General features: G+C 66.8%; 25 protein-coding genes. 13 read left to right on the top strand and 12 right to left on the bottom strand.

Annotation, left to right across the window (positions count from 1 at the left end; all coding sequences use genetic code 11):
- Positions 1–79: 79 nt before the first annotated feature.
- The 9 genes from ACQ1W9_RS09915 to can all read right to left on the bottom strand — a co-directional run bounded on the left by ACQ1W9_RS09915 (position 80) and on the right by can (position 10,351).
- The gene (locus tag ACQ1W9_RS09915) at positions 80–1,108 is read right to left on the bottom strand and encodes a hydrolase (RefSeq protein WP_431023229.1); all 1,029 of its coding nucleotides are present in this window, start codon (positions 1,106–1,108) and stop codon (positions 80–82) included.
- A gap of 115 nt (positions 1,109–1,223) precedes the next feature.
- Positions 1,224–2,549, bottom strand: coding sequence for a Xaa-Pro dipeptidase (gene pepQ / locus ACQ1W9_RS09910; protein ID WP_431023228.1), 1,326 nt, complete (start codon positions 2,547–2,549; stop codon positions 1,224–1,226).
- 43 nt (positions 2,550–2,592) lie between these two features.
- Positions 2,593–3,510, bottom strand: a complete 918-nt coding sequence (locus ACQ1W9_RS09905; RefSeq protein WP_431023227.1) for a LysR family transcriptional regulator — start codon at positions 3,508–3,510, stop codon at positions 2,593–2,595.
- Positions 3,511–3,600: 90 nt separating this feature from the next.
- Entirely contained in the window at positions 3,601–4,674 is a 1,074-nt protein-coding gene (locus ACQ1W9_RS09900; protein WP_431023226.1) for an ABC transporter ATP-binding protein, read from the bottom strand.
- Positions 4,671–5,693, bottom strand: coding sequence for an ABC transporter ATP-binding protein (locus ACQ1W9_RS09895; protein ID WP_431023225.1), 1,023 nt, complete (start codon positions 5,691–5,693; stop codon positions 4,671–4,673). The genes ACQ1W9_RS09900 and ACQ1W9_RS09895 overlap by 4 nt, the downstream gene beginning before the upstream one ends.
- Before the next feature lie 12 nt (positions 5,694–5,705).
- Positions 5,706–6,662, bottom strand: coding sequence for an ABC transporter permease (locus ACQ1W9_RS09890; RefSeq protein WP_431023224.1), 957 nt, complete (start codon positions 6,660–6,662; stop codon positions 5,706–5,708).
- Positions 6,659–7,708: an ABC transporter permease gene (locus ACQ1W9_RS09885; protein WP_431023223.1), complete on the bottom strand. Its 1,050-nt coding sequence runs from the start codon at positions 7,706–7,708 to the stop codon at positions 6,659–6,661. Before ACQ1W9_RS09885 ends, ACQ1W9_RS09890 begins: the two co-directional genes overlap by 4 nt.
- A 247-nt stretch (positions 7,709–7,955) precedes the next feature.
- Entirely contained in the window at positions 7,956–9,527 is a 1,572-nt protein-coding gene (locus tag ACQ1W9_RS09880; RefSeq protein WP_431023222.1) for an ABC transporter substrate-binding protein, read from the bottom strand.
- Between the two features lie 176 nt (positions 9,528–9,703).
- Positions 9,704–10,351 (bottom strand): carbonate dehydratase, encoded by a 648-nt coding sequence (can, locus tag ACQ1W9_RS09875; protein WP_346062422.1) that lies wholly within the window; start codon positions 10,349–10,351, stop codon positions 9,704–9,706.
- A 213-nt stretch (positions 10,352–10,564) separates the two neighbouring features.
- Between can and gorA the strand changes: the two genes are divergently transcribed.
- From gorA to ACQ1W9_RS09815, 12 genes are all read left to right on the top strand, one after another.
- On the top strand, positions 10,565–11,935 hold the full coding sequence (gene gorA / locus ACQ1W9_RS09870) for a glutathione-disulfide reductase (RefSeq protein WP_431023221.1): 1,371 nt from the start codon (positions 10,565–10,567) through the stop codon (positions 11,933–11,935).
- A gap of 278 nt (positions 11,936–12,213) precedes the next feature.
- Entirely contained in the window at positions 12,214–12,792 is a 579-nt protein-coding gene (gene ectA, locus ACQ1W9_RS09865; RefSeq protein WP_431023220.1) for a diaminobutyrate acetyltransferase, read from the top strand.
- Positions 12,793–12,869: 77 nt separating this feature from the next.
- The gene (gene ectB, locus ACQ1W9_RS09860; RefSeq protein WP_431023219.1) at positions 12,870–14,132 is read left to right on the top strand and encodes a diaminobutyrate--2-oxoglutarate transaminase; all 1,263 of its coding nucleotides are present in this window, start codon (positions 12,870–12,872) and stop codon (positions 14,130–14,132) included.
- A gap of 78 nt (positions 14,133–14,210) precedes the next feature.
- Entirely contained in the window at positions 14,211–14,624 is a 414-nt protein-coding gene (locus tag ACQ1W9_RS09855) for an ectoine synthase (RefSeq protein WP_431023218.1), read from the top strand.
- Between the two features lie 411 nt (positions 14,625–15,035).
- A complete protein-coding gene (locus tag ACQ1W9_RS09850) occupies positions 15,036–15,905 on the top strand; it encodes an ATP-dependent zinc protease family protein (RefSeq protein WP_431023217.1) in 870 nt (289 codons plus the stop codon).
- 80 nt (positions 15,906–15,985) lie between these two features.
- Entirely contained in the window at positions 15,986–17,491 is a 1,506-nt protein-coding gene (locus tag ACQ1W9_RS09845) for a UUP1 family membrane protein (protein ID WP_431023216.1), read from the top strand.
- A gap of 26 nt (positions 17,492–17,517) precedes the next feature.
- Entirely contained in the window at positions 17,518–18,507 is a 990-nt protein-coding gene (locus ACQ1W9_RS09840) for an alpha-L-glutamate ligase-like protein (RefSeq protein ID WP_346062505.1), read from the top strand.
- A 142-nt stretch (positions 18,508–18,649) separates the two neighbouring features.
- Positions 18,650–19,129 carry a Fur family transcriptional regulator gene (locus ACQ1W9_RS09835; protein ID WP_431023215.1) on the top strand — a complete coding sequence of 160 codons (480 nt, stop codon included), beginning with the start codon at positions 18,650–18,652 and terminating at the stop codon, positions 19,127–19,129.
- A gap of 40 nt (positions 19,130–19,169) precedes the next feature.
- Positions 19,170–19,616 (top strand): phosphoribosyl-AMP cyclohydrolase, encoded by a 447-nt coding sequence (gene hisI, locus ACQ1W9_RS09830; RefSeq protein WP_431023214.1) that lies wholly within the window; start codon positions 19,170–19,172, stop codon positions 19,614–19,616.
- 1 nt (position 19,617) lies between these two features.
- Positions 19,618–19,977 carry a membrane protein insertion efficiency factor YidD gene (gene yidD / locus ACQ1W9_RS09825; RefSeq protein ID WP_431023213.1) on the top strand — a complete coding sequence of 120 codons (360 nt, stop codon included), beginning with the start codon at positions 19,618–19,620 and terminating at the stop codon, positions 19,975–19,977.
- A gap of 123 nt (positions 19,978–20,100) precedes the next feature.
- Positions 20,101–20,682, top strand: coding sequence for a DJ-1/PfpI family protein (locus ACQ1W9_RS09820; RefSeq protein ID WP_431023212.1), 582 nt, complete (start codon positions 20,101–20,103; stop codon positions 20,680–20,682).
- 74 nt (positions 20,683–20,756) lie between these two features.
- A complete protein-coding gene (locus ACQ1W9_RS09815) occupies positions 20,757–21,125 on the top strand; it encodes a ribbon-helix-helix domain-containing protein (protein ID WP_431023211.1) in 369 nt (122 codons plus the stop codon).
- 33 nt (positions 21,126–21,158) lie between these two features.
- Here ACQ1W9_RS09815 and ACQ1W9_RS09810 read toward each other — a convergent pair whose 3' ends face one another.
- Positions 21,159–21,584: a SufE family protein gene (locus ACQ1W9_RS09810; protein WP_431023210.1), complete on the bottom strand. Its 426-nt coding sequence runs from the start codon at positions 21,582–21,584 to the stop codon at positions 21,159–21,161.
- A gap of 36 nt (positions 21,585–21,620) precedes the next feature.
- A complete protein-coding gene (locus ACQ1W9_RS09805) occupies positions 21,621–22,805 on the bottom strand; it encodes a tyrosine-type recombinase/integrase (RefSeq protein ID WP_431023209.1) in 1,185 nt (394 codons plus the stop codon).
- A gap of 296 nt (positions 22,806–23,101) precedes the next feature.
- Between ACQ1W9_RS09805 and ACQ1W9_RS09800 the strand changes: the two genes are divergently transcribed.
- On the top strand, positions 23,102–24,100 hold the full coding sequence (locus tag ACQ1W9_RS09800) for a DNA-binding protein (protein WP_431026386.1): 999 nt from the start codon (positions 23,102–23,104) through the stop codon (positions 24,098–24,100).
- 84 nt (positions 24,101–24,184) lie between these two features.
- Here the strand turns inward: ACQ1W9_RS09800 and nfuA are convergent, their stop codons facing one another.
- The gene (nfuA, locus tag ACQ1W9_RS09795; protein WP_346062408.1) at positions 24,185–24,775 is read right to left on the bottom strand and encodes a Fe-S biogenesis protein NfuA; all 591 of its coding nucleotides are present in this window, start codon (positions 24,773–24,775) and stop codon (positions 24,185–24,187) included.
- Positions 24,776–24,962 lie beyond the last annotated feature (187 nt).

The raw sequence follows: 24,962 nt of genomic DNA, 5'->3' as shown, positions 1-24,962 counted from the left end.
CACCGACGCGTCCTCCTCGCACGGGATGTCGGTGTGGCAGGGCCGCAGCCCGGTAACGGGGCATCGCCCGAGCGATAAGCTAGCCGCGGGCGGAAGCCGGGGTTTGGCCGAGCCCTTCCGGCACCCGGGCCCAGTCGTCGAGCTGACGGTTGACCCGACGGGCCAGCCAGGAGGCGAGGCGCGCGCCGCGCCGCTCGATATAGCCCACATGGCCACCGTGGCGGGCGATCTCGACGCGCACCGCCGCCGAGGGGGCGGGCAGGTGCTCGAAGAGGTCGCCGGGCATAAAGGGGTCGTCGGCGGCGTGCAGGATCAGGGTGGGGAGTTCGATCTCGCCGAGCAGGGGGCCCGCCGAGGCGCGGCGATAGTAGTCGCTGGCGGAGGCGAAACCGTGCAGGGGCGCGGTGACCTCGTTGTCGTAGGCCCAGAAGGTGTCCAGCTCCTTGAGCTGGTGGGGAGAGAGGCTAATGGGCAGGGGGCCCTTGGCCATCTTGAGGGCGACCTTGCGCTTCAGCGAGGCCAGCAGATGGCGCTGGTAGACCCGCGCCATGCCGCGATTGAGCACATCGGCGCTGGCGGCGAGATCCAGGGGTGCATTGATGGCAATGGCCCCGGCCAGGTCGAGGCCATCGCCGCCCTGTTCCGCGACCAGCTTGAGCAGCATATTGGCGCCCAGGGAGACCCCGGCGGCCACCTTGAGGGCCTGGGGATAACGCTGGCCGAGCTGGCCCAGTACCCAGTAGGCGTCGGCGGTATCACCGCTATGATAGGCCCGCGGCAGGCGGTTGGGGGCCTGGCCACAGCCGCGGAAATGCATCAGCACGGCCCGCCAGCCGAGGTCCGCCGCCGCCCCCAGCAGTTCGCGGGCATAGGGGGCGTCGAAGGAGCCCTCCAGGCCATGGAAGAGCACGAACAGCGGCGCCTCCGGGGCCGTCGGCGCCGGACGCACCCAGGCCAGCTCCACGAAGTCGCCATCCGGCAGGTTGATGATCTCGGTGTCCCGCGCCAGGCGTCGCCGTGGCAGCAGGCGCGGCAGCAGGGTCTGGAGGTGTCGGTTACCGAGTCCCCGGGGAGGGTGAAAGTCGGCGGGAACAATCGCGTGGGTCATGCCGGCCTCGTGCTGGAGAACCGGGGCCCGGTGCGGCCCCTATCTCTTCTAGCTTATCGCGGTGCCGGCGGGAGGCAAGGTGATTGCGGCCCGTGCTGGTCGAAAGGCAAGGCCATCAGGACATCGCTTGCGTGAAATCAAGATCCCGGGTCAGATTGTCACGGCCCACCGCGGTGATCACCACATTGTCCTCGATACGGATGCCGCCATGTTCGCCCAGAGCCTCGACCCGGCCCCAGTCGAGCATGCCGGCGGTGGCGCCCTGGCGCAGCGGTTCCAGCAGCATCGGAATCACATAGAGCCCCGGCTCCACGGTGATCGCCATCCCCGCTTCCAGTTCCCGGGTCAGGCGTAGCGCCGGATGCGTCGGGGGTGGGGGCAGGGGGTGGCCTTGCTTGTCCTGGCGCCCGCCCACGTCGTGGACCTGCAGGCCCAGCAGATGGCCCAGCCCATGGGGGCAGAAGGCGCGGGTGATGCCGCGCTCGAGGGCCGCCTCGGCACTCGCCTTGACCAGGCCGTGCTCCACCAGGAGGTCGGCCAGGCCCTGGTGCATGCGCTCCTGCATCGTCACATAGGAGACACCCGGGGCCAGCCCCTCCACCAGTTGCCGCTGCAGGCGATCCATGTCGGCGAGCAGGGCCCGGTAATCGTCGCTGGCCGCCGGCCCCGCCCAACTACGGGTGATATCGGCGCAGTAGCCGCGGAAGCGGTGGCCGCCGTCCACCAGCAGGCTATGCGCCCGTGCCGGGGCCTCGAGGTCGTAGTGCTGGTAGTGGAGCACGCCGCCGTGGGCATTGATGCCGACGATGCTCTGGTAGGGCAACTCGCTCTCGCGGATCCGCGCCGCCTGGAGATAGGCCAGTTGGCAATCCAGCTCGGCACCGCCGGCCAGGAAGGCGTCCCGCGCCGCGGCGTGACCGGCCAGGGCCCGGCGATTGGCCTCACGCAGGCAGGCGACCTCATAGTCGCTCTTGCGAACCCGGGCCTCGTCCAGGGCGCGGGTGAGGGCCTCGGGGTTGGCCTCGGCCCCCAGGCGTTCGGCCTGGGCCGCGCTCACCTCGCCGAGGATCGCGAAGCGCCCGGCGGGCAACCGCGGCGCCTCACCCTCCTCCTGACACACCACCTCGAAGGCCTCGACCCAGGCTTCCTCGGGCAGCCGCGGCGAAAGGTGCCAGAAGTCCCGGGGGGCGTGGAAATAGAGGCGCGGCCTTTGGCCCGGGCGAATCAACAACCAGCTATGCTCCAGGCCGGCCAGGGGCACCCAGTGCAGGAAGTGGCCATAGGCGGCGAAGCTGGCGTGCTGGTCATCGGCGAAATGCCGGTGGGCCCGGCCACTATAGAGCAACACCCCATCATAGCCGTGTTCCGCCAGCAGCGCCGCGTAGGCCTGCTCGAGCCGGGAGAGGTGCGCCTGCTGGGCGTCGGCGAGGTCGTTGGTCATCGGTGACTCCATAGCGAAAATCGAAGGTCGGGCACCCCGCCGATCAGGCCACGGGGGCCGGCGAGGGCAACGCTTGCCATAGCTTGTCCAGGGCCGGCGAGGGGCCCTGGGTATGGCGATAGAGGCGGATCTCCAGGGGCACCTGCCAGCGGGCATCGCCGGCGGGCACCAGCTCCCCCCGGGCCAGGGCCGGGGCGGCCAGCCGCTGCGGCAACCAGCCCATCCCATAGCCGAGGCCGATCAGTTCCCTGATATTGTGGCTCTGGATGCTCTCGTTGAGTACCCGGAAGGCCGGGGCCTCGCCGAGGCTAGTCAGATGGTCCTGGATGGCGGCATGCATCAGCCCCCGGGGATGGAAGGCGATCAGCGGCAGACTCTCCCGGGGGCCGCTACCCAGGGAGAAGCGCGGGCGCCCATCGGGATCCGGGACCGAGAGCGGGATCAGGCGCTCCTCGCCGACCCGCCGATAGTCGCACTCGAGCCGCTCGGCCTCCGACAATAGCCCATCTCGCGGCCAGTAGCAGAGCACCAGGTCACACTCGCCGCGGTCGAGCGCCTGGAAGTAGTCGTCGATCAGCCAGCCGGTGGCCCTCAGGTAGGGCTCCAGGGGCGGATCCTCGTGATGGGTCGCCAGCCACTCCGGCAGGAAGTGGGAGAGCAGGCTCTGGGGCGCCGCCAGCCGCAAGCGGTTGGCCTGGGCCTCGGCGAGGCGCGAGAGCCGCTCCCGGGCATCCTGCACCCGTTGCGTGACCTGCTCGCAGAGGCTCAGGAATTCCTCGCCGGCCGGGGTCAGGGAGAGGGGCAGGGTCTGGCGATTGACCAGGGTGGTGCCCATCTCCTCTTCCAACAGCTTGATGCGTCGCGAGAAGGTGGGCTGGGTGACATTACGCTCCTCCGCGGCCCGGGAGAAGTGCCGGGTGCGGGCCAGGGCGACAAAGTCTTCCAGCCAGCGAATTTCCATGGTTCACCAGATTTATCGAAAATATTGTTGGATTTGTCTAGTCAGGCAGTGAATTTTGCCATTGAAACGCCTGTTTCTCTACAGTCGTGTCTACAGGCGTCCTTCCTCCACCGCATGACAGGCCACCTGGCCGCCATCGGCCTGGGGACGCAGCCGGGGTACCTCCCGCCGGCAGCGGGGTTCGGCATGGGGACAACGCCCATGGAAGACGCAGCCGGAGGGCAGGTTCACCGGGGTCGGTACCTCGCCGGTCAGGCGAATCGGCTGGGGCCGGTCGTCCTCCAGGCGCGGGATCGCCGAGAGCAGCGCCTGGGTATAGGGGTGGCGGGGCGTGGCGAACAGGGTCCGGGTCGGCGCCACCTCGCAGACGGTGCCCAGGTACATCACCGCGACGCGGGTGCCGAAGTGCTCCACCACCGCCAGGTCATGGGTAATGAACAGGTAGGTGAGGTGGCGCTCCTGCTGGGCATCCATCAGCAGGTTGAGCACCTGGGCCTGAATGGACACGTCCAGCGCCGAGATCGGCTCGTCGGCGACGATAAATTCCGGATCCACGGCCAGGGCGCGGGCGATGGCGATGCGTTGGCGTTGGCCGCCGGAGAACTCGTGGCCGAAGCGCGCGCCCCATTCCGGGTCGACGCCCACCGAGGCCATCACCTCGCGCACCTTGGCCGTGACCCGGTCGCGGGACCAGTCGGGGTGGTGCAGGCGTATCGGCTCCTCCAGGGTCTGCTGAATCGTCATGCGCGGATTCAGCGAGGCGTAGGGGTTCTGGAAGATCATCTGCATGCGCTTGCGATAGGGCAGCAGCGCCTTGGGCGAGAGATCATCGATGCGCGTCCCGTCGTAGTGGATCTCCCCGGCGCTGGGCGAGAGCAGCCCCATCACGGTGCGCGCCACCGTGGACTTGCCGCAGCCGGACTCGCCGACCACGCAGAGCGCCTCGCCGCGCCGGATGCTCAGGTCCACGCCGTTGATGGCATGCACGAACTCCTGATGGCGTACCAGGCGGCCGCCCTTGAAGCGCAGTTGCTCGAGGAAGTCGCCGGAGAGATCGAAGCGCTTGCGCAGGCCGCGGATCTCCAGCAGCGGGGCATTCTCCTGGGCCGACGGACGTGCTGCCTGGCTTCGGGTCTCGTTCTGGGGCAGGGCCTGGGCGGTCATGGGCGATCCTCCTCGGTGGCGGCGGCTTCCTGGGCCAGCATCTCCGCCACCATATGGCAGGCCACCCGGCAGTTGCCGGAGGCCACGAAGTCGGGCACCTGGCGGGAGCAGGCGGGACGCTCGCTGCCATCGGCGCGGGTCACGAAGTCACAGCGGGGATGGAAGGCACAGCCCGAGGGCAGCTGGGTCAGCGGCGGCATGCTGCCGCGAATCTGATTGAGGTGGCTGCCCGGGGTGGCCATCTGCGGCAGGGCGTTCATCAACCCCTGGGTATAGGGGTGCTGGGGATCGTTGATGATCTCCCGGGTCGGCCCGGCCTCGATCACCCGTCCCGCGTACATCACCAGCATGCGCTGGGTCACCTGGCTGACCACTCCCAGGTCGTGGGTGATCAGGATCAGGCCGACGTTGTGCTTCTCGCACAGCTCCAGCAGCAGGGTCATGATCTCCGCCTGGATGGTCACGTCCAGCGCCGTGGTGGGCTCGTCGGCGATGATGATATCCGGATCCAGCAGCAGGGCGATGGCGATGATGACCCGCTGACGCATGCCCCCGGAGAGCTCGTGGGGGTACTGATCGAGGCGCGTCTCCGGGGAGGGGATCTGCACCTGCTGGAGCTTGTGCAGGGCGATGGCCCGGGCCTCTCGGGAGGCGATGCGGCGATGCGCCTTGAGGCACTCGACCATCTGCTCGCCGATGGTCAGCACCGGATTGAGGGTCATCATCGGATCCTGGAAGATCATCGACACGCGGTTGCCGCGGATACGCCGCAGCTGCCGCTCGCCGAGGCCGATCAGCTCCTGGCCATCGAAGCGGATGCTGCCGCCGGCGATATAGCCGGGCCTGGCGATCAGGTTGAGCAGGCTGAAGGCGGCCACCGACTTGCCGGCGCCGGACTCGCCCACCAGGCCGAGGCGTTCGCCGCGGTCCAGGGTGAAATTGATATTGCGCAGGGCGCGCACCTCGCCCTGGCGCAGGGCGAAGCGCACATCCAGGTCGCGAACTTCGAGAAGTGCCATAAGAGGTGCTCCTTAGCCCTTGTAGAGACGCGGGTTCATGACGTCGCGCAGCCAGTCGCCGAGCAGGTTGATCGACAGCACCAGCACCACCAGGAAGGCGCCGGGAATCAGGGTGATCCACCAGGCCCCGGACTGCAGGTAGTCGAAGCCGGCCTTGATCAGCGAGCCCAGCGACGGGTGGGTCTCCGGCATGCCCAGTCCCAGGAAGGAGAGGGCCGCCTCGGAGATGATGGCGTTGGCGATCTGCACCGTGGAGATGACGAAGATCGGCGACAGGGTGTTGGGCAGCACATGACGGAACATGATGCGCCGCGACTTCAGGCCCATCACCTTGGCGGCGTCCACATACTCCTTGCGCTTCTCGGCCAGCACCGAGGCGCGCACCGTGCGGGCGTACTGGGGCCATTCGGCCAGGCCGATGATCAGGATCAGCATCAGGATGGCGTAGTCGCTGTAGAAGCTGCCGCCCAGGGTGGCCTTGACCACGGCGCCCACCACGATGGCCACCATCAGGGTGGAGAAGGAGAGCTGGATATCCGCCAGGCGCATCAGCAGGGCATCCACGCGGCCGCCCAGGTAGCCGGCCAGCAGGCCGAAGACCACCCCCAGCAGGGCCTGGAGCAGCACGGCGCCGAAGCCGATCAGCAGCGACACCCGGGTGCCGTAGAGGATGATCGACCACAGGTCGCGCCCCTGGGCGTCGGTACCCAGGCTGTAGGCGGGGTCACTGCCCTCGATCCAGAAGGGCGGCAGTTCCGAGGCGAGGATATCGATCTGCGCCAGGTCGTAGGGGTCGGTGGGGGCCAGCCAGGGGGCCAGCAGCGCCATGGCCACCAGGGCGAGCAGGATCGCCAGGCACAGCTGGGCGCCCCGGTCGCGCTTGAAGCTGTAGAGCAGAAAGGAGTCACGCAGCCGCTGCCAGCGGCCGACGGCCGGAGTCGCCGCCGGGGGTGAGGAATGGGTACTCATGCGGGCTTGCCTGTCAGTTTGACGGTGGGGTTCACCAGGCCATAGATCAGGTCCACCAGGGTATTGGTGACCACGAAGATGACGCCGACGATCATCAGGTAGGCGACGATCAGCGGGATATCGGCGCGATTGATGGCATCCAGGAACATCAGCCCCATGCCGGGCCACTGGAAGACCGTCTCGGTGAGGATGGTGTAGGCCACCATGGTGCCGATCTGTACCCCGCCGACGGTGATCACCGGCAGCATGGTGTTCTTCAGGGCATGCAGGAAATAGATGCGGCGTACGCCGATGCCCTTGGCGCGGGCAAACTTGACGTACTCCGACTGCAGCACCTCCATCATCTCGGCGCGAATCAGGCGGATAAACAGCGGCAGCATGATGGAGGCCAGGGCCACCGAGGGCAGCACCAGGTGCTTCAGGCCGCCGAGGCTGGCCAGGTTGGTCTCCCAGTGGCCGAAGACCGGCACCAGGTCCTGGCCGCGACCGAAGGAGGGCATGCCGCCGTCGGTGGAGAGCAGGCCGTTGAGCCAGGCACCCCAGGCGGTGGATTCCGGGAAGAGGCTCACCGTGATGCCGATGGAGAAGACCTGGATCAGCAGGATGGCGGTGAGGAAGACCGGAATCGAGATGCCGATGATCGAGGCGCCCATAAAGAAGCGCGAGATCAAGGCGCGGGGCTTGATGGCGCTGTAGACGCCGATGGGCACCGACAGCAGCACGATCAGCAGGGTGGCGCCGAAGACCAGCTCGAGGGTCGCCGGCAGGTGACGGGCGATCACCTCCAGCGCCGGCTCCCGGTAGAAATAGGAGGTGCCGAAGTCACCGCTCAGGGCATTGCCGGCGAAGCGCAGGTACTGCACATGGAAGGGGTCGTTGAGGCCGAACTGCTCGCGCAGGGCCTCGCGTTCGCTCTCGGGGACCGACTGGCCGACCATCTGCTGGATGGGATCGCCCAGGTTGTCCTGGATGGCGAAGGCGATGACGCTGATGATGAACATCACCAGCAGGGCGTGCATCAGCCGCTTGGTAAGGAAGGCGATCATGGGGTAAGCCTGTCTGGGGTGTCACTTAGGAAACGCTGCACAAATGCCTGCGCGGGCAAATCGCTGCGTTGCGCGGTGCTGGTGCGCCAGCCCGGTCGAAATCCTCACCTATACCGCATAGGCTCTGGTTCCTGCGCGCCGTGCGCCTTGCGCTTTACTCCGCTCGCCGATTCGTTCAGCGCTTCCCTAACGGGACCCCTCGCCCATACGAGCGAGGGGCCGGCCATCGGGGCGATGGCCGAGGGAATCACTCGCCCTGGATCACCAGGTCGCCCAGGTAGGGGAAGTCGAGGGCATTGACCACCGGGGCAATGTCCACGCCATCGCGGGCGCCATAGGCCAGGTTCTGCCAGTGCAGCATGATATAGCCGGCGTCCTCATGGAGCCTGGCCTCGGCCTCCTGGAGCATGGCATTGCGGGCCTCGAGATCGGTCTCGCGGTCGGCGCGAGCCACCAGGGCATCGATCTCCTCGTTGCAGTAGCTGCCGTAGTTGTACTGGCCGGCGCCGGTCTCGGTGTCGATGCAGGCGGAGAGGTACTGGAAGAAGTTGGCGCTGTCCTCGGTGTCGGCATGCCAGCCGATCATCGCCATGTCGGAGGCGCGCTCATCGTACTCGGGCCAGTACTGGGCCAGCGGCATGGTGCGCAGGTTCACGTCGATATTGATGCGCGCCAGCATGTTGGCCACCGCCTGGGCGATCTGGGCATCGTTCACGTAGCGGTTGTTGGGGGCGATCATGTCGATGCTGAAGCCATCGGCATAACCGGCCTCGGCCATCAACGCCTGGGCCCGCTCCAGGTCGTAGCGCGGGGTCAGCTCGGGATTGTGGCCGGAGTAGCCGGGGGGCGAGAACTGCGCCGCCGGGGTGGCGAAGCCGCGCATCAGGCGATCGGCGATGCCCTCCTGATTGATGGCGTAGGCCACCGCCTGACGCACCCGTGGATCGGCGAAGGCCTCGACCCGCGCCTGATTGAGCTGCAGGCCGATGATCCGCGTGCCGGGCACCTCCACCAGGTCGACGCCCTGGGCCTCGCGGACCCGCTCCAGGTCGTTGGGGGGCACCGCATCGATAAAGTCGACGCCGCCGGAGAGCAGGGCCGAGACCCGGGCGGCGTTCTCGGCGATGGGTGTCAGCACGATACGCGAGACATTGCCCTCGCTGTCCTCGTCCCAGTAGTCGTCGAAGCGCTCCATCTCCACCCGCACGCCCTGGCGACGCTCGGTGACGACGAAGGGGCCGGTGCCGGAGATATGGCGCGAGGCGAAGGAGTTGCCGGCCTTGACGATCTCGCCGCGGTCGCGGCCATCCTCGGTGGTGCCGGCATAGAACTGGCTGTCCATCGGGAAGATGTAGGTGGCCAGGTTGAGCAGCAGCGGGTAGGGACCGTCGGTGGTGATCTCCACGGTATGCTCGTCGATCGCCTCGGCCCCGGCGATCGGCTCGAAGATGGCCCGGTAATCGGGGCTCTCCTTGAGGCGCTCGAGGGTCCAGACCACGTCGGCCGCGGTGAAGGGGTTGCCGGAGTGGAAGGTCACGTCATCGCGCAGGCTCAGGCGCACGGTGGTGTCGTCGACCTGCTCCCAGGAAGTGGCCAGGCGCGGCTCGAACTGGAAGTCCTGGGTCCAGCGCACCAAGGGGTCGAAGGCCAGATGCGAGAGGCGCAGCATGCCGCCGGACAGCTGTTCATGGATATCCAGGGTCTCCGGGTCGGCGGCGTAGCCGATGCGCAGGGTCTCGGCGGAGACGCTGGCGGGGAGGGCGGTCGCGGCCAGGGTGGCGCCGATCACGGACGCCAGCAGGGTCTTCTTGAAGGTCATGTCGTCGTATCCCTAACGGGTTGTTATGTGTTGTGACGACGCTAACCATAGATAGCGGGAGGGACGGGCGACAATCGAAATACTGACTGGCCCTATACGCCATCCGCATCATTGCCCGGGGAAGCGGTGGCCCAGGCCCCATGGGGGAGGGGGAGTGGGCCACCCCAGGGCCCGCCCTAGCCGACCGGGTTCAGGCCTTCGATACGGTAGAGGGACTCCACCTGGTCGAGGCGTTCCACCGTGCAGCCCAGGTCGGTGACATGGCCATCCTTGAGGCCATAGACCCAGCCGTGTACCGCCAGCGGCTGGCCCCGCTGCCAGGCATGCTGGACGATCTTGGTGCGGCACAGGTTATTGACCTGGGCCTGGACATTGAGCTCGCACATGCGGTCCACCTGTTCCTCCAGGCTCAGGTGACTCAGTTCCTCCCGGTGCCGGGCATAGAGCTCGCGCACCGAGTGCAGCCAGATATCCACCATGCCGTTGTCGCCGCCGCTGACGGCGGCGCGCACGCCGCCGCAGCCGTAGTGGCCCACCACCATGATATGGCGCACCTGGAGCACTTCGACGGCGTACTGCAGCACCGAGAGGGCATTGAGATCATTGTGGTGGAGCAGGTTGGCCACGTTGCGATGCACGAAGACCTCGCCAGGGGGCAGGTCGATGATCTGGTTGGCCGGGACCCGGCTATCGGAGCAGCCGATCCACAGGTAATCGGGGTTCTGTTGCTGGGCCAGGCGATCGAAGAAGCCGGGATCCTGTTGGCGAATGCCCTCGGCCCATTGGCGATTGCGCTCGACGAGTCGTTTGATCTCTTTTTTCATGCGTCAGGTCTTCTGGTGGGCGGGTGGTGCGCCAGGGGAGGCGCCATCGGAAGCGTCTAGTCTAACGCGGCTGCTGGCCAAAGTGATCCGTCGATTGCGCGGTGATCTATCACCTTGATAGTTATCGACTATCCACCCGAGAGTCTGCCAAGTCGGGGTCCCGGTGGTATCATCGTCCCGATGATTTACGACCCAAGGTTTCAGGAGAATTTCGTGTCTCAGTTCGATTATGACCTCTTCGTCATCGGCGCCGGCTCCGGCGGCGTGCGCGCCGCTCGCACCGCGGCGGCCACCGGCGCCCGGGTGGCGGTGGCCGAGGATCGCTACCTGGGGGGCACCTGCGTCAACGTCGGCTGCGTCCCCAAGAAGCTCTACTCCTATGCGGCCCATTTCCATGATGCCTTCGAGGACAGCGCCGGTTTCGGCTGGCGCCTGCCCGAGGCACCGCGCTTCGACTGGGCCACCCTGCGTGACAACAAGATCGAAGAGATCAAGCGCCTCAACGGCATCTATGGCCGCCTGCTGGAGGGCGCGGGGGTGCGCCTGATCAACGGCCGCGCCAGGGTGCTGGATGCCCAGCGTGTCGAGGTGGCCGGCGAGGTGATCCGCGCCGAGAAGATCCTGGTGGCCACCGGCGGCTGGCCCTGGGTGCCGGACTTCCCCGGCAAGGAGCATGCCCTGGATTCCAACCGGGTCTTCGACCTGGAGGCCTTCCCCCGGCGCTTCCTGGTGCTGGGCGGCGGCTATATCGCCGTGGAGTTCGCCAGCATCTTCAACGGCCTGGGCAGCGAGACTCACCTGGTCTACCGCGGCGAGCTGTTCCTGCGCGGCTTCGACAACGAGGTGCGGGAGTTTACCCGGGACGAAATGGCCAAGAAGGGCGTCAACCTCCACTTCGAGACCAATATCGAGCGCATCGACAAGGAGGGTGAGGTCCTCAAGGTGATGCTGACCAGCGGCGAGGTGCTGGAAGTGGATGCGGTGCTGGCGGCCACCGGGCGCAAGCCCAACCTGGCCGGCCTGGGGCTGGATGGCCTGGGCGTCGAGCTCAATGACGACGGCACCCTCAGGGTCAACGAGCGCTTCGAGACCTCGGTGCCTTCGCTACTCGCCCTCGGCGATATCACCGGCGGCCCGGAGCTGACCCCGGTGGCCCTGGCCGAGGCCATGCAGATGGTGCAGGCCCACTTCGGCGAGGGCACCCCCAAGCCGCTCGACTATGACAAGATCGCCACCGCGGTCTTCTGTCACCCCAATATCGGCACCGTGGGGCTCTCGGAAGAAGCGGCCCGCGAGCAATGCGGCGCCATCCGCGTCTATCGCACCGACTTCCGGCCCATGAAGCACACCCTCTCCGGCAGCGAGGAGCGCTGCCTGATGAAGCTGATCGTCGATGACGAAAGCGACGTGGTGGTGGGGGCCCATATGGTGGGCGAGGAGGCCGGTGAGGTGATCCAGGGCATCGCCATCGCCGTGCGCGCCGGCTTGACCAAGGCCGACTTCGACGCCACCGTGGGCATTCATCCCACCGGTGCCGAGGAGTTCGTCACCCTGCGCAGCGTCAGCCGTCGCTATCCCGACTAAGCGTTAGCCTTGTTGTCATCGCGGCGTCATGCGCCGCCGGCATGCTGAAGGCCATCCCTTGGGGGTGGCCTTCGTCGTGTCTGGGCGGCGAGATCCCGCCTCGAGTCGGCGCCGATGATGGTCGCTCGAGGGAGGACTAAACTGAAAGACGATGGGCGCCCGCCCAGGGATCATAACCACGAATTATGGATAAGCTCGGCGATGATAAGGCCCATTTTGATTTACGCATAAATCCTTGTTATCGTATTGGGCGAATTCGCCAATAGCGAACTATAACCATGAACGTATCGACGCATCCCTTCACCCCCTCCGCCGATCTGGCCCGCCCCAGCGTGGCCGATGCCGTGGTGGGCAATCCCCAGTCACCGCTGTTTATTCGCAAGCCCAACCCGGACGATGGCTGGGGCATCTACGAGCTGGTCAAGGCGTGTCCGCCGCTGGACGTGAACTCCGCCTACGCCTACCTGCTGCTGGCCACCCAGTTTCGCGATACCTGCGCGGTGGCCACCAACGAGGAGGGCGAGATCGTCGGCTTCGTCTCCGGCTACGTGAAGAGCAATGCGCCCGACACCTATTTCCTGTGGCAGGTGGCCGTGGGCGAGAAGGCCCGCGGCACCGGCCTGGCCCGTCGCCTGGTCGAGGCGGTGATGCGCCGCGAGGAGCAGGCCGAGGTGCGCCACCTGGAGACCACCATCACGCCGGACAATGAGGCGTCCTGGGGGCTCTTCACCCGCCTGGCCGATCGCTGGCAGGCGCCCCTCAATAGCCGTGAATACTTCTCCACCGATCAGCTCGGTGGCGAGCACGACCCGGAAAACCTGGTGCGTATCGGCCCCTTCCAGCCGGCGCATATCTAAGTTCCCGTCTTTGTGATGGCGTCGGCCGCCCGATCGGCGCCATTTCCCTATTTATTCCCGATTCGCTAGGAGATCCTATGCAAACCCAGATTCTCGAACGCATGGAATCCGATGTTCGTACCTATTCCCGTTCCTTCCCGGTGGTCTTCACCAAGGCCCAGGGGGCACGCCTGACCGCCGAGGATGGCAAGGAGTACATCGACTTCCTGGCCGGTGCCGGCACCCTCAACTATGGCCACAACAACCCCAAGATCAAGCAGGCGCTGCTCGATTACCTGGCCTCCGATGGCATCGTCCATGGCCTGGACATGTGGACCGCAGCCAAGCGCGACTACCTGGAGGCCCTCGATGAGGTGATCCTCAAACCGCGCGGCCTGGACTACAAGGTACATCTGCCGGGCCCGACCGGGACCAATGCGGTGGAAGCCGCCATTCGCCTGGCGCGGGTGGCCACCGGTCGCCATAACATCATCTCCTTCACCAACGGCTTCCACGGCGTGACCATGGGCGCCCTGGCCACCACCGGTAACCGCAAGTTCCGCGAAGCCACCGGCGGTATCCCCACCCAAGGAGCGGCCTTCCTGCCCTTCGATGGTTACCTGGGCGAGGCGGTGGATACCCTCGATTACTTCGAGAAGCTGCTGGGCGACAACTCCAGCGGCCTCGACCTGCCCGCCGCGGTGATCGTCGAGACGGTGCAGGGGGAGGGTGGCATCAACCCCGCCGGCCTCGACTGGCTCAAGCGCCTGGAGCAGATCTGCCGCGATCACCAGATCCTGCTGATCATCGACGATATCCAGGCCGGCTGTGGCCGTACCGGCAAGTTCTTCAGCTTCGAACACGCCGGCATCACCCCGGATATCGTGACCAACTCCAAGTCGCTGTCCGGCTATGGCCTGCCGTTCGCCCATGTGCTGATGCGTCCCGAGCTCGACAAGTGGAAACCGGGCCAGTACAACGGCACCTTCCGCGGCTTCGCCCTGGCCATGGTCACCGCCGCCGCCGCGCTGCGTACCTACTGGAGCGATGACACCCTCGAGCGCGACGTCCAGCGCAAGGGACGCATCGTCGCCGAGCGCTTCCAGCAGCTGGCCGACTACCTGGGCGAGAAGGGTATCCCGGCCTCCGAGCGCGGTCGTGGCCTGATGCGCGCCCTGGACGTGGGCACCGGCGAGCGCGCCGACAAGATCACCGCCGAAGCCTTCCAGCGCGGCCTGGTGATCGAGACCAGCGGCCATGATGGCCAGGCGGTCAAGTGCCTGTGCCCGCTGACCATCAGCGATGAGGATCTGCTCGAGGCCCTGGATATCATCGAGGCCAGCGTCAAGGCGGTCTTCTGATCGCCGCCAACCCGCCCCTGACATCTTCCGGGCGCCCGTCGAGGGCGCCCGTCATCGTCACAGCATGAGGATTTCTCCATGATCGTTCGCAATCTCGAAGAAGCTCGCAAGAGCGATCGCCTGGTCAAGGCCGAGAACGGCAACTGGGACAGCACCCGCCTGAGCCTGGCCGAGGATGGCGGCAACTGTTCCTTCCATATCACCCGCATCTATGAAGGGACCGAGACCCATATCCACTACAAGCATCACTTCGAGGCGGTCTACTGCATCGAGGGTGAAGGCGAGGTGGAGACCCTGGCCGACGGCAAGATCTGGCCGATCAAGCCGGGCGATATCTATATTCTCGACCAGCACGACGAGCACCTGCTGCGCGCCTCCAAGACCATGCACCTGGCCTGCGTCTTCACCCCGGGGCTGACCGGCAAGGAAGTGCACCGTGAGGACGGCTCCTATGCGCCGTCGAACGAGGCCGACGATAGCCAGCCGCTCTAAGAACGAGAGCAGTGAGTCACTGGAGCCCCTGGCAGTCATGTCGGGGGCGTTGTGCATCTCGTCCAGGGGTCGGGTCACGGTTGGCGGGTCTTGGGTCATGAGTCATGGTTCGCATAATGTATATTATGTTAAATCGTATCTGCCGGCGACTCTCCCGCAAGGTCATCCTGACCGCTTGACGCCCCCTCTGCGAGGCCATCACTGACCGCCATCCTCCCCGTGCATTGACAGGCCTCGCCGCTCTGTCATGATGTGGTCGCCGTTTCCGGGAGACGCCGACACCGATCAGAACGTCTTGAGTGTCTCTCCTCGCGCAGGCATGGACAGCCGCGCCCGGCGCTTCGTATTATCCGCAACCATCGCAGCCCCAACGAAACGGTACGCCCCGCATATAGGACACATTTCCGACTCATGTTCTCTTCGCCGCGATTTCGACGCCCGCCTTTCTCCTCGTCGACCCGGTTGGGCCTGGCCGGGATTGGCCTCTCCCTGCTGCTCGGTGGCTGCGCCCAGCAGCCGGCTCCCGACCCCGGGCCGCCGCCCGTCAGCGCCGAGGCCTTCGAGGCACGTATGGCGTCCCTGGAGTCGCGGCTGGTGGAGCGTTGCGAGACTCGGCTGGATTGGCAGGATCGTCAGGCCCGACTGGGCCGCTACCTGCTGGCCGATATTCGCGTGCTGGGCGACCGCCTGCACGAGATGCGGGATGCCCTGGATCGCCGCGAGGCGCCGCCTCGACCGATCACCCAGTGCGAGGGAGTCGACAGTTCGCAGCTGGATGGCATGCAGGTACTGGGGCGCGCGGAATGGGTCGGTCTGCCGGAAGTAGGCACCTACCTCAAGGCACGGGTGGATTCCGGTGCCAATACCTCCTCCCTGTCCGCCCGGGAGATCACGCCCTTCGAGCGGGACGGCCAGGACTGGGTGCGCTTCAAGCTGGGGCTCAACGAGGATGACGTGGTGGTGGATGGCGTGCGGGATGCCTGGCTCGAGGCCCCGGTGGAGCGCCGGGTGCGGATTCTGCAGGCCGTCGGTAGCAATTCCCGCCCGGTGGTGAGCCTGCTGATGACCCTGGGGCCGATCCGCCAGCCGGTGGAGTTCACCCTCAATGATCGTAGTCACCTCAATTATCCGGTCCTGTTGGGGCGCCGTTTCATGATGGATATCGCGGTGATCGATGTGGCCGAGAGCTATCTGCACCCCCGGCCGGAATACGCCGGCGGGCGTCCCGCCGATGAGGCCGCCGCCGACGAGGCGTTGGACCAGGACGACAGCGAACTCTAGGCGTTTGAAGCCGCCTGACCCGCGTTAATTCCCCGGCCGTGGCCTTGCCGCCGGCCGGGATGCACAAGGAAGCCTCCGCCATGTCGCGACTGCCCTTCTATCTGCTGGTGAGCCTGCTGATGCTGGTCGGCATCGGTCTCAGCCTGCACCGCCATCTGCAATTCGACGTGCCCTGGTTCCCCGGCGAGCAGCGCCAGGTGTGGGAGATCGAGGCCCAGATCAATCTCACCGCCCGGGGCGAGCCGGTGATCGTGGACATGGCCCTGCCGGACCATCAGCAGGGCTATCGCCTGCTCACCGAACATACCGCCTCCTCCGGCTATGGCCTGGCGTTTCGCGAAGAGAATGGGGGGCGCCGTGCCCAATGGACCATTCGCGAGGCCAGCGGCCCCCAGCAGCTCTACTATACGGTACAGATGCTGACGGCCCCCGACGCCCGTGGTCCCCTGCAGGAACCACCGGCCCTGCCCCGCCAGATTCTCTGGGAACGCCCCTTCGATACCGCGGCGCGTCAGGTGATCGAGCGCGCCTGGGCGCGCAGCGCCTCGCCGCATACCTTCGCCCGGGAATTGATCCGCGACATGTCCGGCGAGCGCCAGGGCGAGAATGCCCGGCTGCTGCTCACCCAGTTCGAGCGAGCGCCCCTGCTGGTACGCTTGCTCAATGAGGCGGGCATCGCCGCCCGGGAAGTCAGCGGGTTATACCTGGAGGACGGTCGCCGCCGCCAGAACCTCTCCTCCTGGATTCAGGTCTTCGATGGCAATGATTGGGCGCTCTTCCAGCCGGAGACGGGAGCACAGGGGCGCCCCGATGACCTGCTGCTGTGGGAGACCGCCGGCCAGGCCGTGCTGGAAGTCCAGGGCGGCAGCAACTCCCGGGTCAGCTTCTCGATGCTCACCCACAACCAGCCGGCGGCCTCGGCGGTGCGCAGCCAGTTGGCCGACGATACCCTGCTCAACTTCTCCATCCATAGTCTGCCCCTGGAGGAGCAGGCGCTGTTCCAGACCATCCTGCTGATTCCCATCGGCGCCCTGGTGGTGGTGCTTCTACGCATCCTGGTGGGGATCAAGACCTCCGGCACCTTTATGCCGGTGCTGATCGCCCTGGCCTTTATTCAGACCAGCCTGCTTACCGGCCTGATCGGCTTCCTGCTGGTGGTGGCCGTGGGCCTGGTGATTCGCAGTTATCTCTCCCATCTCAACTTGCTATTGGTGGCGAGAGTGTCGGCGGTGATCATCACGGTCATCGCCATCATCTCCATCTTCTCGGTGCTCTCCTACCGCTTCGGCCTCAATGCCGGCCTGACCATCACCTTCTTCCCGATGATCATCCTCGCCTGGACCATTGAGCGGATGTCGATCCTGTGGGAGGAGGAAGGCCCCAAGGAAGTGCTGATCCAGGGCGGCGGCAGCCTGCTCACCGCGGTACTGGCCTACCTGGCCATGAACAATCCCTGGATCCGCCATGTCACCTTCAACTTCCTGGGGCTGCAGCTGGTGCTGATGTCGCTGATCCTGCTGGCGGGTAACTACACCGGCTACCGCTTGCTGGAGCTGCGCCGCTTCAAGCCGGCGGCGGAGGATTGATCATGACGGCGTCGACCTCGAGCCTGCTGAGCTGGGCGTTGGCCTGGACCAGCCCCGGTCGCCTGAGGGCCAAGGGCATCATCGGCATGAACCGCCGGAATATCCGCTATATCGGCCGCTACAATGATCGCCATCTCTACCCGCTGGTGGACGACAAGCTCAAGACCAAGCTCCTGGCGGAGCGGTATGGCATCACCACCCCGGCACTGATCGGTACCGTGACCACCCAGTTCGGCGTCAAGCAGGTGGCGGCCCTGGTCGAAGAGCGTCCGGGCTTCGTGATCAAGCCCGCCAAGGGCAGCGGCGGCAAGGGTATTCTGGTCATCGAGGGGCGCGATGGCGAGGCCTACGTGAAGCCCAGCGGTGCCCACCTGAGTCGCGAAGACCTGGAGCGGCATGTCTCCAATATTCTCTCCGGCCTCTACTCCCTGGGCGGCTCGCCGGACGTGGCGGTGATCGAGGATCTGATCCATTTCGAGGAGTCCCTCACCGAATACACCTACGAGGGGGTGCCGGACATCCGCGTCATCGTCTTTCGCGGCTACCCGGTGATGGCCATGATGCGCCTCTCCACCGCGGCCTCGGATGGCAAGGCCAACCTCCACCAGGGCGCCGTGGGGGTGGGCCTGGATATCGCCAGCGGCACGGCACTGCGCGGGGTTCAGTTCGACCGCCCGCAGGCCAGCCACCCGGACACCGGGCATGAGCTGGCCAGCCTGAGGATCCCCAGTTGGACGACCCTGCTGACCCTGGCCGCCGGCTGCTATGAGATGACCGGTCTCGGTTACCTGGGCACCGATATGGTGCTCGACCGGCGCCATGGCCCCATGCTGCTGGAGCTCAATGCCCGTCCCGGCCTGGCGATTCAGATGGCCAATGGCGAAGGCCTGCGTGAACGCCTGGACCTGATCGAACGGCAACCGGCCGGGGTCTCGGTAGCCGAGCGGGTGGCCTTCGCCCAACACCACTTCGCCCGTCGCTCCGAGCTGCCGGAGCCCAGCACGGTGCCGGCCTGACTCCGTCGCCCGAACGGGCGGCCTTCGCCGTCGCTCCGGGCTTCCGGCGCCCGGTACGGTGCCACCCCGACAGCCGCCGCCAAGCTGTCGGGGCGTCCCGCCTCTGGTAGACTGTTGACTGGTATCGACAGGACAGTTTTTCATGCCCCATTCCCGACAACTGCTCGAGCGGGCCGAGCAGCAGTGCCAGGCCAGAGGCGTACGCTTCACGCCCATCCGGCGCCGCGTGCTGGCATTGATCGCCGACTCCCCGGGTGGCCTGAAGGCCTACGACCTGCTGGATCGGCTCGCCCTGGAGCATGCAGCGGCGCGTCCGCCCACCGTCTATCGGGCCCTCGACTTTCTGATCGAGCAGGGCCTGGTGCATCGCATCGAGTCCCTGAATGCCTATGTGGCCTGCCCTTGCCCGGAGCATGCCCATGGCTTCCAGCTATTGATCTGCCGCCACTGCGGCCGCGTCGAGGAGCTGCATCTGGATGATCTCGATGCCCAACTGGCGGGCCGCGCCCGGGAACTGGGCTTCCGCGTCGAGCGCCAGACCATCGAGCTGCTGGGCAGCTGCGACGATTGCCGCCACGCCAGGGCCGAGGAGGCGCCGACCCTGGAGGCGAGTCAGGGCTAGCCCCATCGCCGCCCCACCCCATCCTAATCATGAGAATTCCATGAGCGAGCTTTTCAAGGCGCTGGAGCGCGCCCCCCTGGACACCACCGAGTCGACCGCGCGGCTGCTGGATGCCGTGGCCTGGAATGAGGCCGGCCTGATCCCCGCCATCGCCCAGCAGCACGACAGCGGCGAGGTGTTGATGATGGCCTGGATGAACCGCGAGGCCCTGGAAGAGACCCTGCGCAGCGGGCGGGTCTGCTACTGGTCGCGCTCCCGGGGCAAGCTGTGGCGCAAGGGCGAGACCTCCGGTCAGCAGCAGCACCTCAGGGCCGCCGCCCTGGACTGCGACGGCGATACCCTGCTGCTGCAGGTCGAGCAGACCGGCCCCGCCTGCCACACCGGACGCCGCCACTGCTTCTACGTGACCCTGGATGCCGATCAGGCGCGCATCGCCAGTGAGCCGCTGATCGACCCCGACGCCCTCTACGCCAAGGGCAAGGCGTAAGATGCACCGCCTGGCCGGTGGGCTCGCCGCGCTGTCGCGCGGCCTGATTGACCCGGCAAGCCGCTTGCTGGGCGGGCTAATTATCGGCCTGGTGCGCATCTACCAGTGGGGCATCAGCCCCCTGCTGGGCCCCCGCTGCCGCTACTGGCCCACCTGCTCCCACTACACGGTGGAAGCCCTGCGGGTGCATGGCCCCCTCGCGGGCGGCTGGCTCGCCCTGCGGCGTATCCTGCGCTGTCACCCCGGCGCCGAGGGGGGCATCGACCCGGTGCCCGGCGGGCCCAGCGAGCGGCTGTGTCGCGAGGATCCCGAGCTCGATGAGCACTTTCGTCCCCGCGACGACGCCTGCCGCCACCACTAGGCCCCTCCCCTCGCCGCCCTGTAGTAGCCCGCTACCACCTCACCCGCTCGTCACTATGCCAGAGTGATTCCCTCCGCGTGCGCCGGAGAATCCCATCACAAGATAGCCAAGAGGAGTGACGCCATGTCTGCCAAACGACTGCTGCTGTTGTGTGGAGATTTCGTCGAGGACTACGAGATTATGGTGCCCTTCCAGGCCCTGCAGGCGGTGGGCTATCGGGTCGATGCGGTCTGCCCCGACAAGGTCGCCGGCGACAGCGTGGCCACCGCCATCCATGACTTCGAAGGCGACCAGACCTATACCGAGAAGCCCGGCCACCGCTTTGCCCTCAATGCCGATTTCGCCGGCGTGACGGCGGACGATTATGACGGCCTGGTGATTCCCGGTGGACGCGCCCCGGAGTACCTGCGCTTGAACGAGAAGGTCATCGCCCTGGTGCGCCACTTCTTCGACACCGACAAGCCGGTGGCGGCGATCTGTCACGGCGCCCAGCTGTTGGCCGCCGCCAGGGTGCTGGAGGGGCGGCGCTGTGCCGCCTACCCGGCCTGCCGTCCCGAGGTGGAGCTCGCCGGCGGTCACTATGCCGATATCGCCGTGGATGCCGCCGTTACCGATGGCCGCCTGGTCACCGCGCCGGCCTGGCCCGCCCATCCCGACTGGCTGGCGCAATTTATGGCCGTGCTGGGGGCGCGGCTCGCCCCCTGAGCGCTCCCCTTGTGTCACCGGGCCAGGGGCGCCATTCTGGTGGCCTTGGCCCACCAGCAAGGGAGGCAAGTGACATGTGCAGACTCTTTATCGGTGCCGATCCGAGTCTATGGGAGGCGCAGACCCGCTCGCTGCGCCTGGATGGGGTGTCCACCAGCGTGCGCCTGGAGCGCTTCTACTGGGAGGTGCTGGAGGAGATCGCCCGCCGCGATGGCCATAGCCTCGCTCGGCTGATCGGCCGGCTCTCCCGGGAGTGCGCCGAGGCCGGCCATGACCAGGGCAGCTTCGCCTCCTTCCTGCGGGTCTGCTGTGGGCGCTACCAGGCCCTGCGGCTGGCCGGAGAGATCCCCGCCGAAGGCGCCATCGCCGACCTGGATGCCGAGGCGATCCTGGCCCGGGAGCGGCAACGCCGAGCGCCTGCGCAGCAATACGCCGAGGCCTAGCCGGTATCGTTGCTCACTTGATAAGGCCAGAATTCAGGCGGCGACCCGCTCGGCCACCTCATAGATGCGTCCCAGCATGGCATGCAGGCCGTTGCTGCGGGTCGGCGACAGGTGCTTGTCGAGACCCAGGGCGGCGAGGAAGTCGGGCTGGGTGTCGCGGATCTCCGCCGGCGGACGGTCGCTGTAGATGCGCAGCAGCACGGCGATCAGCCCCGAGACGATGGCGGCGTCGGAAATGGCGTCGAAGTGCAGGCGCCCTTCCTCCAGCCGGTGGCGCATCCACACATTGGACTGACAGCCCTGAATCTTGTGCTCGTCACGCTTCCACTCGTTGGGAAAATCGGGCAGCTGCTTGCCCAGGTCGATAATGTACTGGTAGCGATCCATCCAGTTATCGAACAGTTCGAACTCTTCCAGCAGCTCCTGCTGCGCCTGTTCGGCGGTGGTGTCGATGCTCATGGAAACTCCTCGCGGGTTATGGCCCCATTATACAGGCTACTCCCCCGGCTCGTCCGCCCTCCCCTGGCCGTGATAGACAGACGCCTTTCCCAATTCGTCCGACTCATCCGCTCGGCCCTGGCTGAGACTATCGGCATTCAGTCCATGGCGCGCCTGCTGGCGATGCCACTCCTCGGCCTCGGCATGCAGGTAGCGGGCCGTGGTATCGAGCCGGGCATGCCGCGCCGTGGCCGCCAGGTAGCGCAGCTCGACCCCGGCCTGGGCCTGGTGGGTCAGGGCGGTGTGGCGCAGCCAGTGAGGGGTGGCGCGACGCAACTGGCGGGCGCCCAGGGGATCCCCCTGGGCCTCCAGGGCCTCGGCCCCCGCCGCGAAGCTCTCGCGTATCAGCCGATAAAGCCGGTTGTCACCCAGGCCGCGGCGCCCGTCCAGGCTACGCAGGAGCGGCTCGTCCTCCTCCGGTAGCGGCTCGGGGGGCAGCCCCAACTGGGCTCGCCAGTCGCCAAGCAGGTCGAGCATATCCGGCGGCACCGGAATCACCGCCCGCTTGCTCCCCTTGCCGATCACTTCCCACCACCAGCGCCCCTCCCGACGCCGGAAGTCGCCCATGCGGGCGCCGCTGATCTCGGCGATTCGCGGGGCCAGCAGGTAGGCGAAACCGAAGACGAACCGCCGGCGCTGCCACTCGAAGCGCTGGCGTGGCGTGGCGGGCTCCACCGGCGGGCGATTGAGCCACGCCCAGAACCAGGCCCAGAGGGGCCGCTCCAGGTAGCGCTCGATGCTGGTCTGGCGATTGTCCAGGCGGCGGCGCTTGTCGCGCATCAGCCGGAAGGGGTTATGGGCGACCCAGCCCGCCTCTACTAGCCAGGCGAAGAGCCCCTGCAGGATCACCAGAACCTGGCGGCGACTCGCCGGCGACAAGGGGCCGCGCAAGGGCCGCCACTCGGGCGAGCGCCGCGAGCGCGGCGGGCCGATCCACGCCTCCCGGGGGCGCGGATCGCCGAGGAAGGCCTCGAAGGCGTCGAGATGCTCCCGACGCACCTCCTTTAGGCGCAGCCCCTGCTCACCGAGCCACAGCAGCAGCCGCTCCGCCTCGCGGCGATAGGCGCGTCTGGTCTGGGGGCTGGCCCGATACTCGGTGAGCCATAGGCCCACCGCCTCGATATCGCTCTCGGCACCGATATGGACGCCCGTGGGGACGCCCTCGGGAGCCTCAGGAAGCACTTCCCCGCCCCGTGCTAGCGACTCCAATGCCAGTAATGGCTCCCCTGCCTCGAACGGTTCTCCCTCTTGTTCAACCACTTATGGCTCCCTGCTGACGGCTTGGCGCTTGGCTGTCCAGTATCCCCGCATAAGGAAAAGAAAATCAAGATAATCCGCGTAATCTTGATTTTATGTTCTATTTAATAAATAAAATTACGTAATACGTAATATGTAAAAAGCTTCCCAATCGGCCCACAGGCCGCTAAGCTGCGCCCAGGCCGTCCCAGGCGGCGCCCGGAATCGACAGGAGAGACGAGATGGCACGAAGCGGCGTGCAGTACGAGGATGTGCAGCGGGCCATCGACACCCTGCTGCAACGCCAGGAGACCCCCAGCGTGCAGAAGGTGCGGGAGGTGCTGGGCACCGGCAGCTTTACCACCATCAGTGACCACCTGCGGGAGTGGCGTGCCCGCCGCGAGGCCAATCGCGATCTTCCCCCCACCCAGGCCCTGCCCGAGGCCCTGCAGAGCGCCATGAGCGAGCTCTGGGCTTCGGCCCAGGAGAGCGCTCATCAGGCCCTGAGCCACTACCGCGAGGAGGCGGATCGTCGCGTGGCCGAGGCTCAGCAGATGGCCGGCCAGGCGCGGCGCGAGGCGGAGGATGCCGCCCAGCGGGAGTCGGCCCTGGCCGAGCAGCTCCATCGTGCCCAGGCACGCCTGGAAGAGCTGGGTGCCCTGGCCTCGCGGGTGGAGGCCGAGCGGGATCAGGCCCGAGAGGCCGAGCAACGGCTACGTCAGGAACGAGAAAGCCGGCAGGCGGAGCTGGCGCAGCTGAGAGAGCGGCTCGAGGCCCGGGAGGCCGCCCACCAGCAGGCCCAGGCCGAGCAGGCCGAGGCGCATCGCCAGCAACTGGCCCAGGAGGAGCAGCGTCACGAGGCCGCTGAATCGCGGCTGATGGCGCTGCTCGACGAGGCGCGTCAGCAGCGTCAGGCCGACGATAAGCAGCACCGGGAGCGGCAGCAGCGCCTGGAAGCACGCCTGAGCCGCCTGGAGAGTCAGCTGGAGGAACAGCGACGGCTCGCCGCCGAAGCGGAAAAGGCCCGCCTGGAAGCCCGGCAGCAGGCCGACGAGTCCGAGCGACAGCGGCAGGCCGAAGCCGAGGCCAGGCGCATCGGCGAGGAGCACCTCGAGGCCCTGTTGGATGCCAGGGGGAGCGAGAATGCGGCCCTCAGGGGGCAGTTGGAGGTCTTGCAGGGAGAGCTTGCGGCGCTACAGGCCCGGCTGGCCGAGCGCCCCCTGCCGCCCTTCGTCTGCTAGGTGATGGGGGATTAACGTGGCGCCATAACGCACCAAGGCCGCCCGATGGGCGGCCTTAGTGGAGGGAGCGCGGGGTAACCGCGGTTAGCGGTAGTAGGCCTGGCTGGTATCCGTATGGTCGGTCACGTCGCGGATCCCGACGAGTTCGGGAACGCGTTCCAGCAGGGTCTTCTCGACGCCCTCCTTGAGGGTCAGGTCCACGGCGGCACAGCCCTGGCAGCCGCCGCCGAAGGCCAGCACGGCCACCTTCTCTTCGGTCAGCTCGACCAGCTTGATCTCGCCGCCATGGGCGGCCAGGCCCGGGTTGATCTCGCTATAGAGGACGTAGTTGATGCGGTCCTCCAGGGGGCTGTCGGCGTTGACCTTGGGCATCTTGGCGTTGGGCGCCTTGATGGTCAGTTGCCCGCCCATGCGGTCGGCATTGAAGTCCACCACCGCCTCGTCGAGGAACGCCAGGCTGTGCTTGTCCAGGTAGACGACGATCTTGTCGAGCTCCAGCCGCTCGTCGCTGGGCTCCTCCTCCCCGGGGCGGCAGTAGGCCAGGCAGGTCTCGGCATAGGGGGTACCGGGCTGGGTGATAAAGATGCGCACCGCGATGCCCTCGACATTCTGCTTTTCCAGCAGCTCGGCGAGGTACTCCTGGGCGCTATCGGTAATCTGGATGCTCTGGCTCATGGGGCAAGAATCCTGGTAGGCACGGTCATGATACCGTCCATGGTAAGGAAAACTCCCTGGCGACACAATCCCGAGCTTTTTACTGGGGTATAGCCAGCCTCTGCTTCCCACCCCTGCCCGCGGTGGCCAGGATTCTGATAAGATAGCGGGTCGCGCGAGCCCCCGGTGGCTTCGCCGCCCGGACAGA

This window comes from Halomonas sp. H5 (assembly GCF_050613175.1).
GTDB lineage: Bacteria > Pseudomonadota > Gammaproteobacteria > Pseudomonadales > Halomonadaceae > Bisbaumannia > Bisbaumannia salifodinae.
Note: the sequence above shows the minus strand (reverse complement) of the source record. Positions and strands in the feature narration are given on the sequence as shown.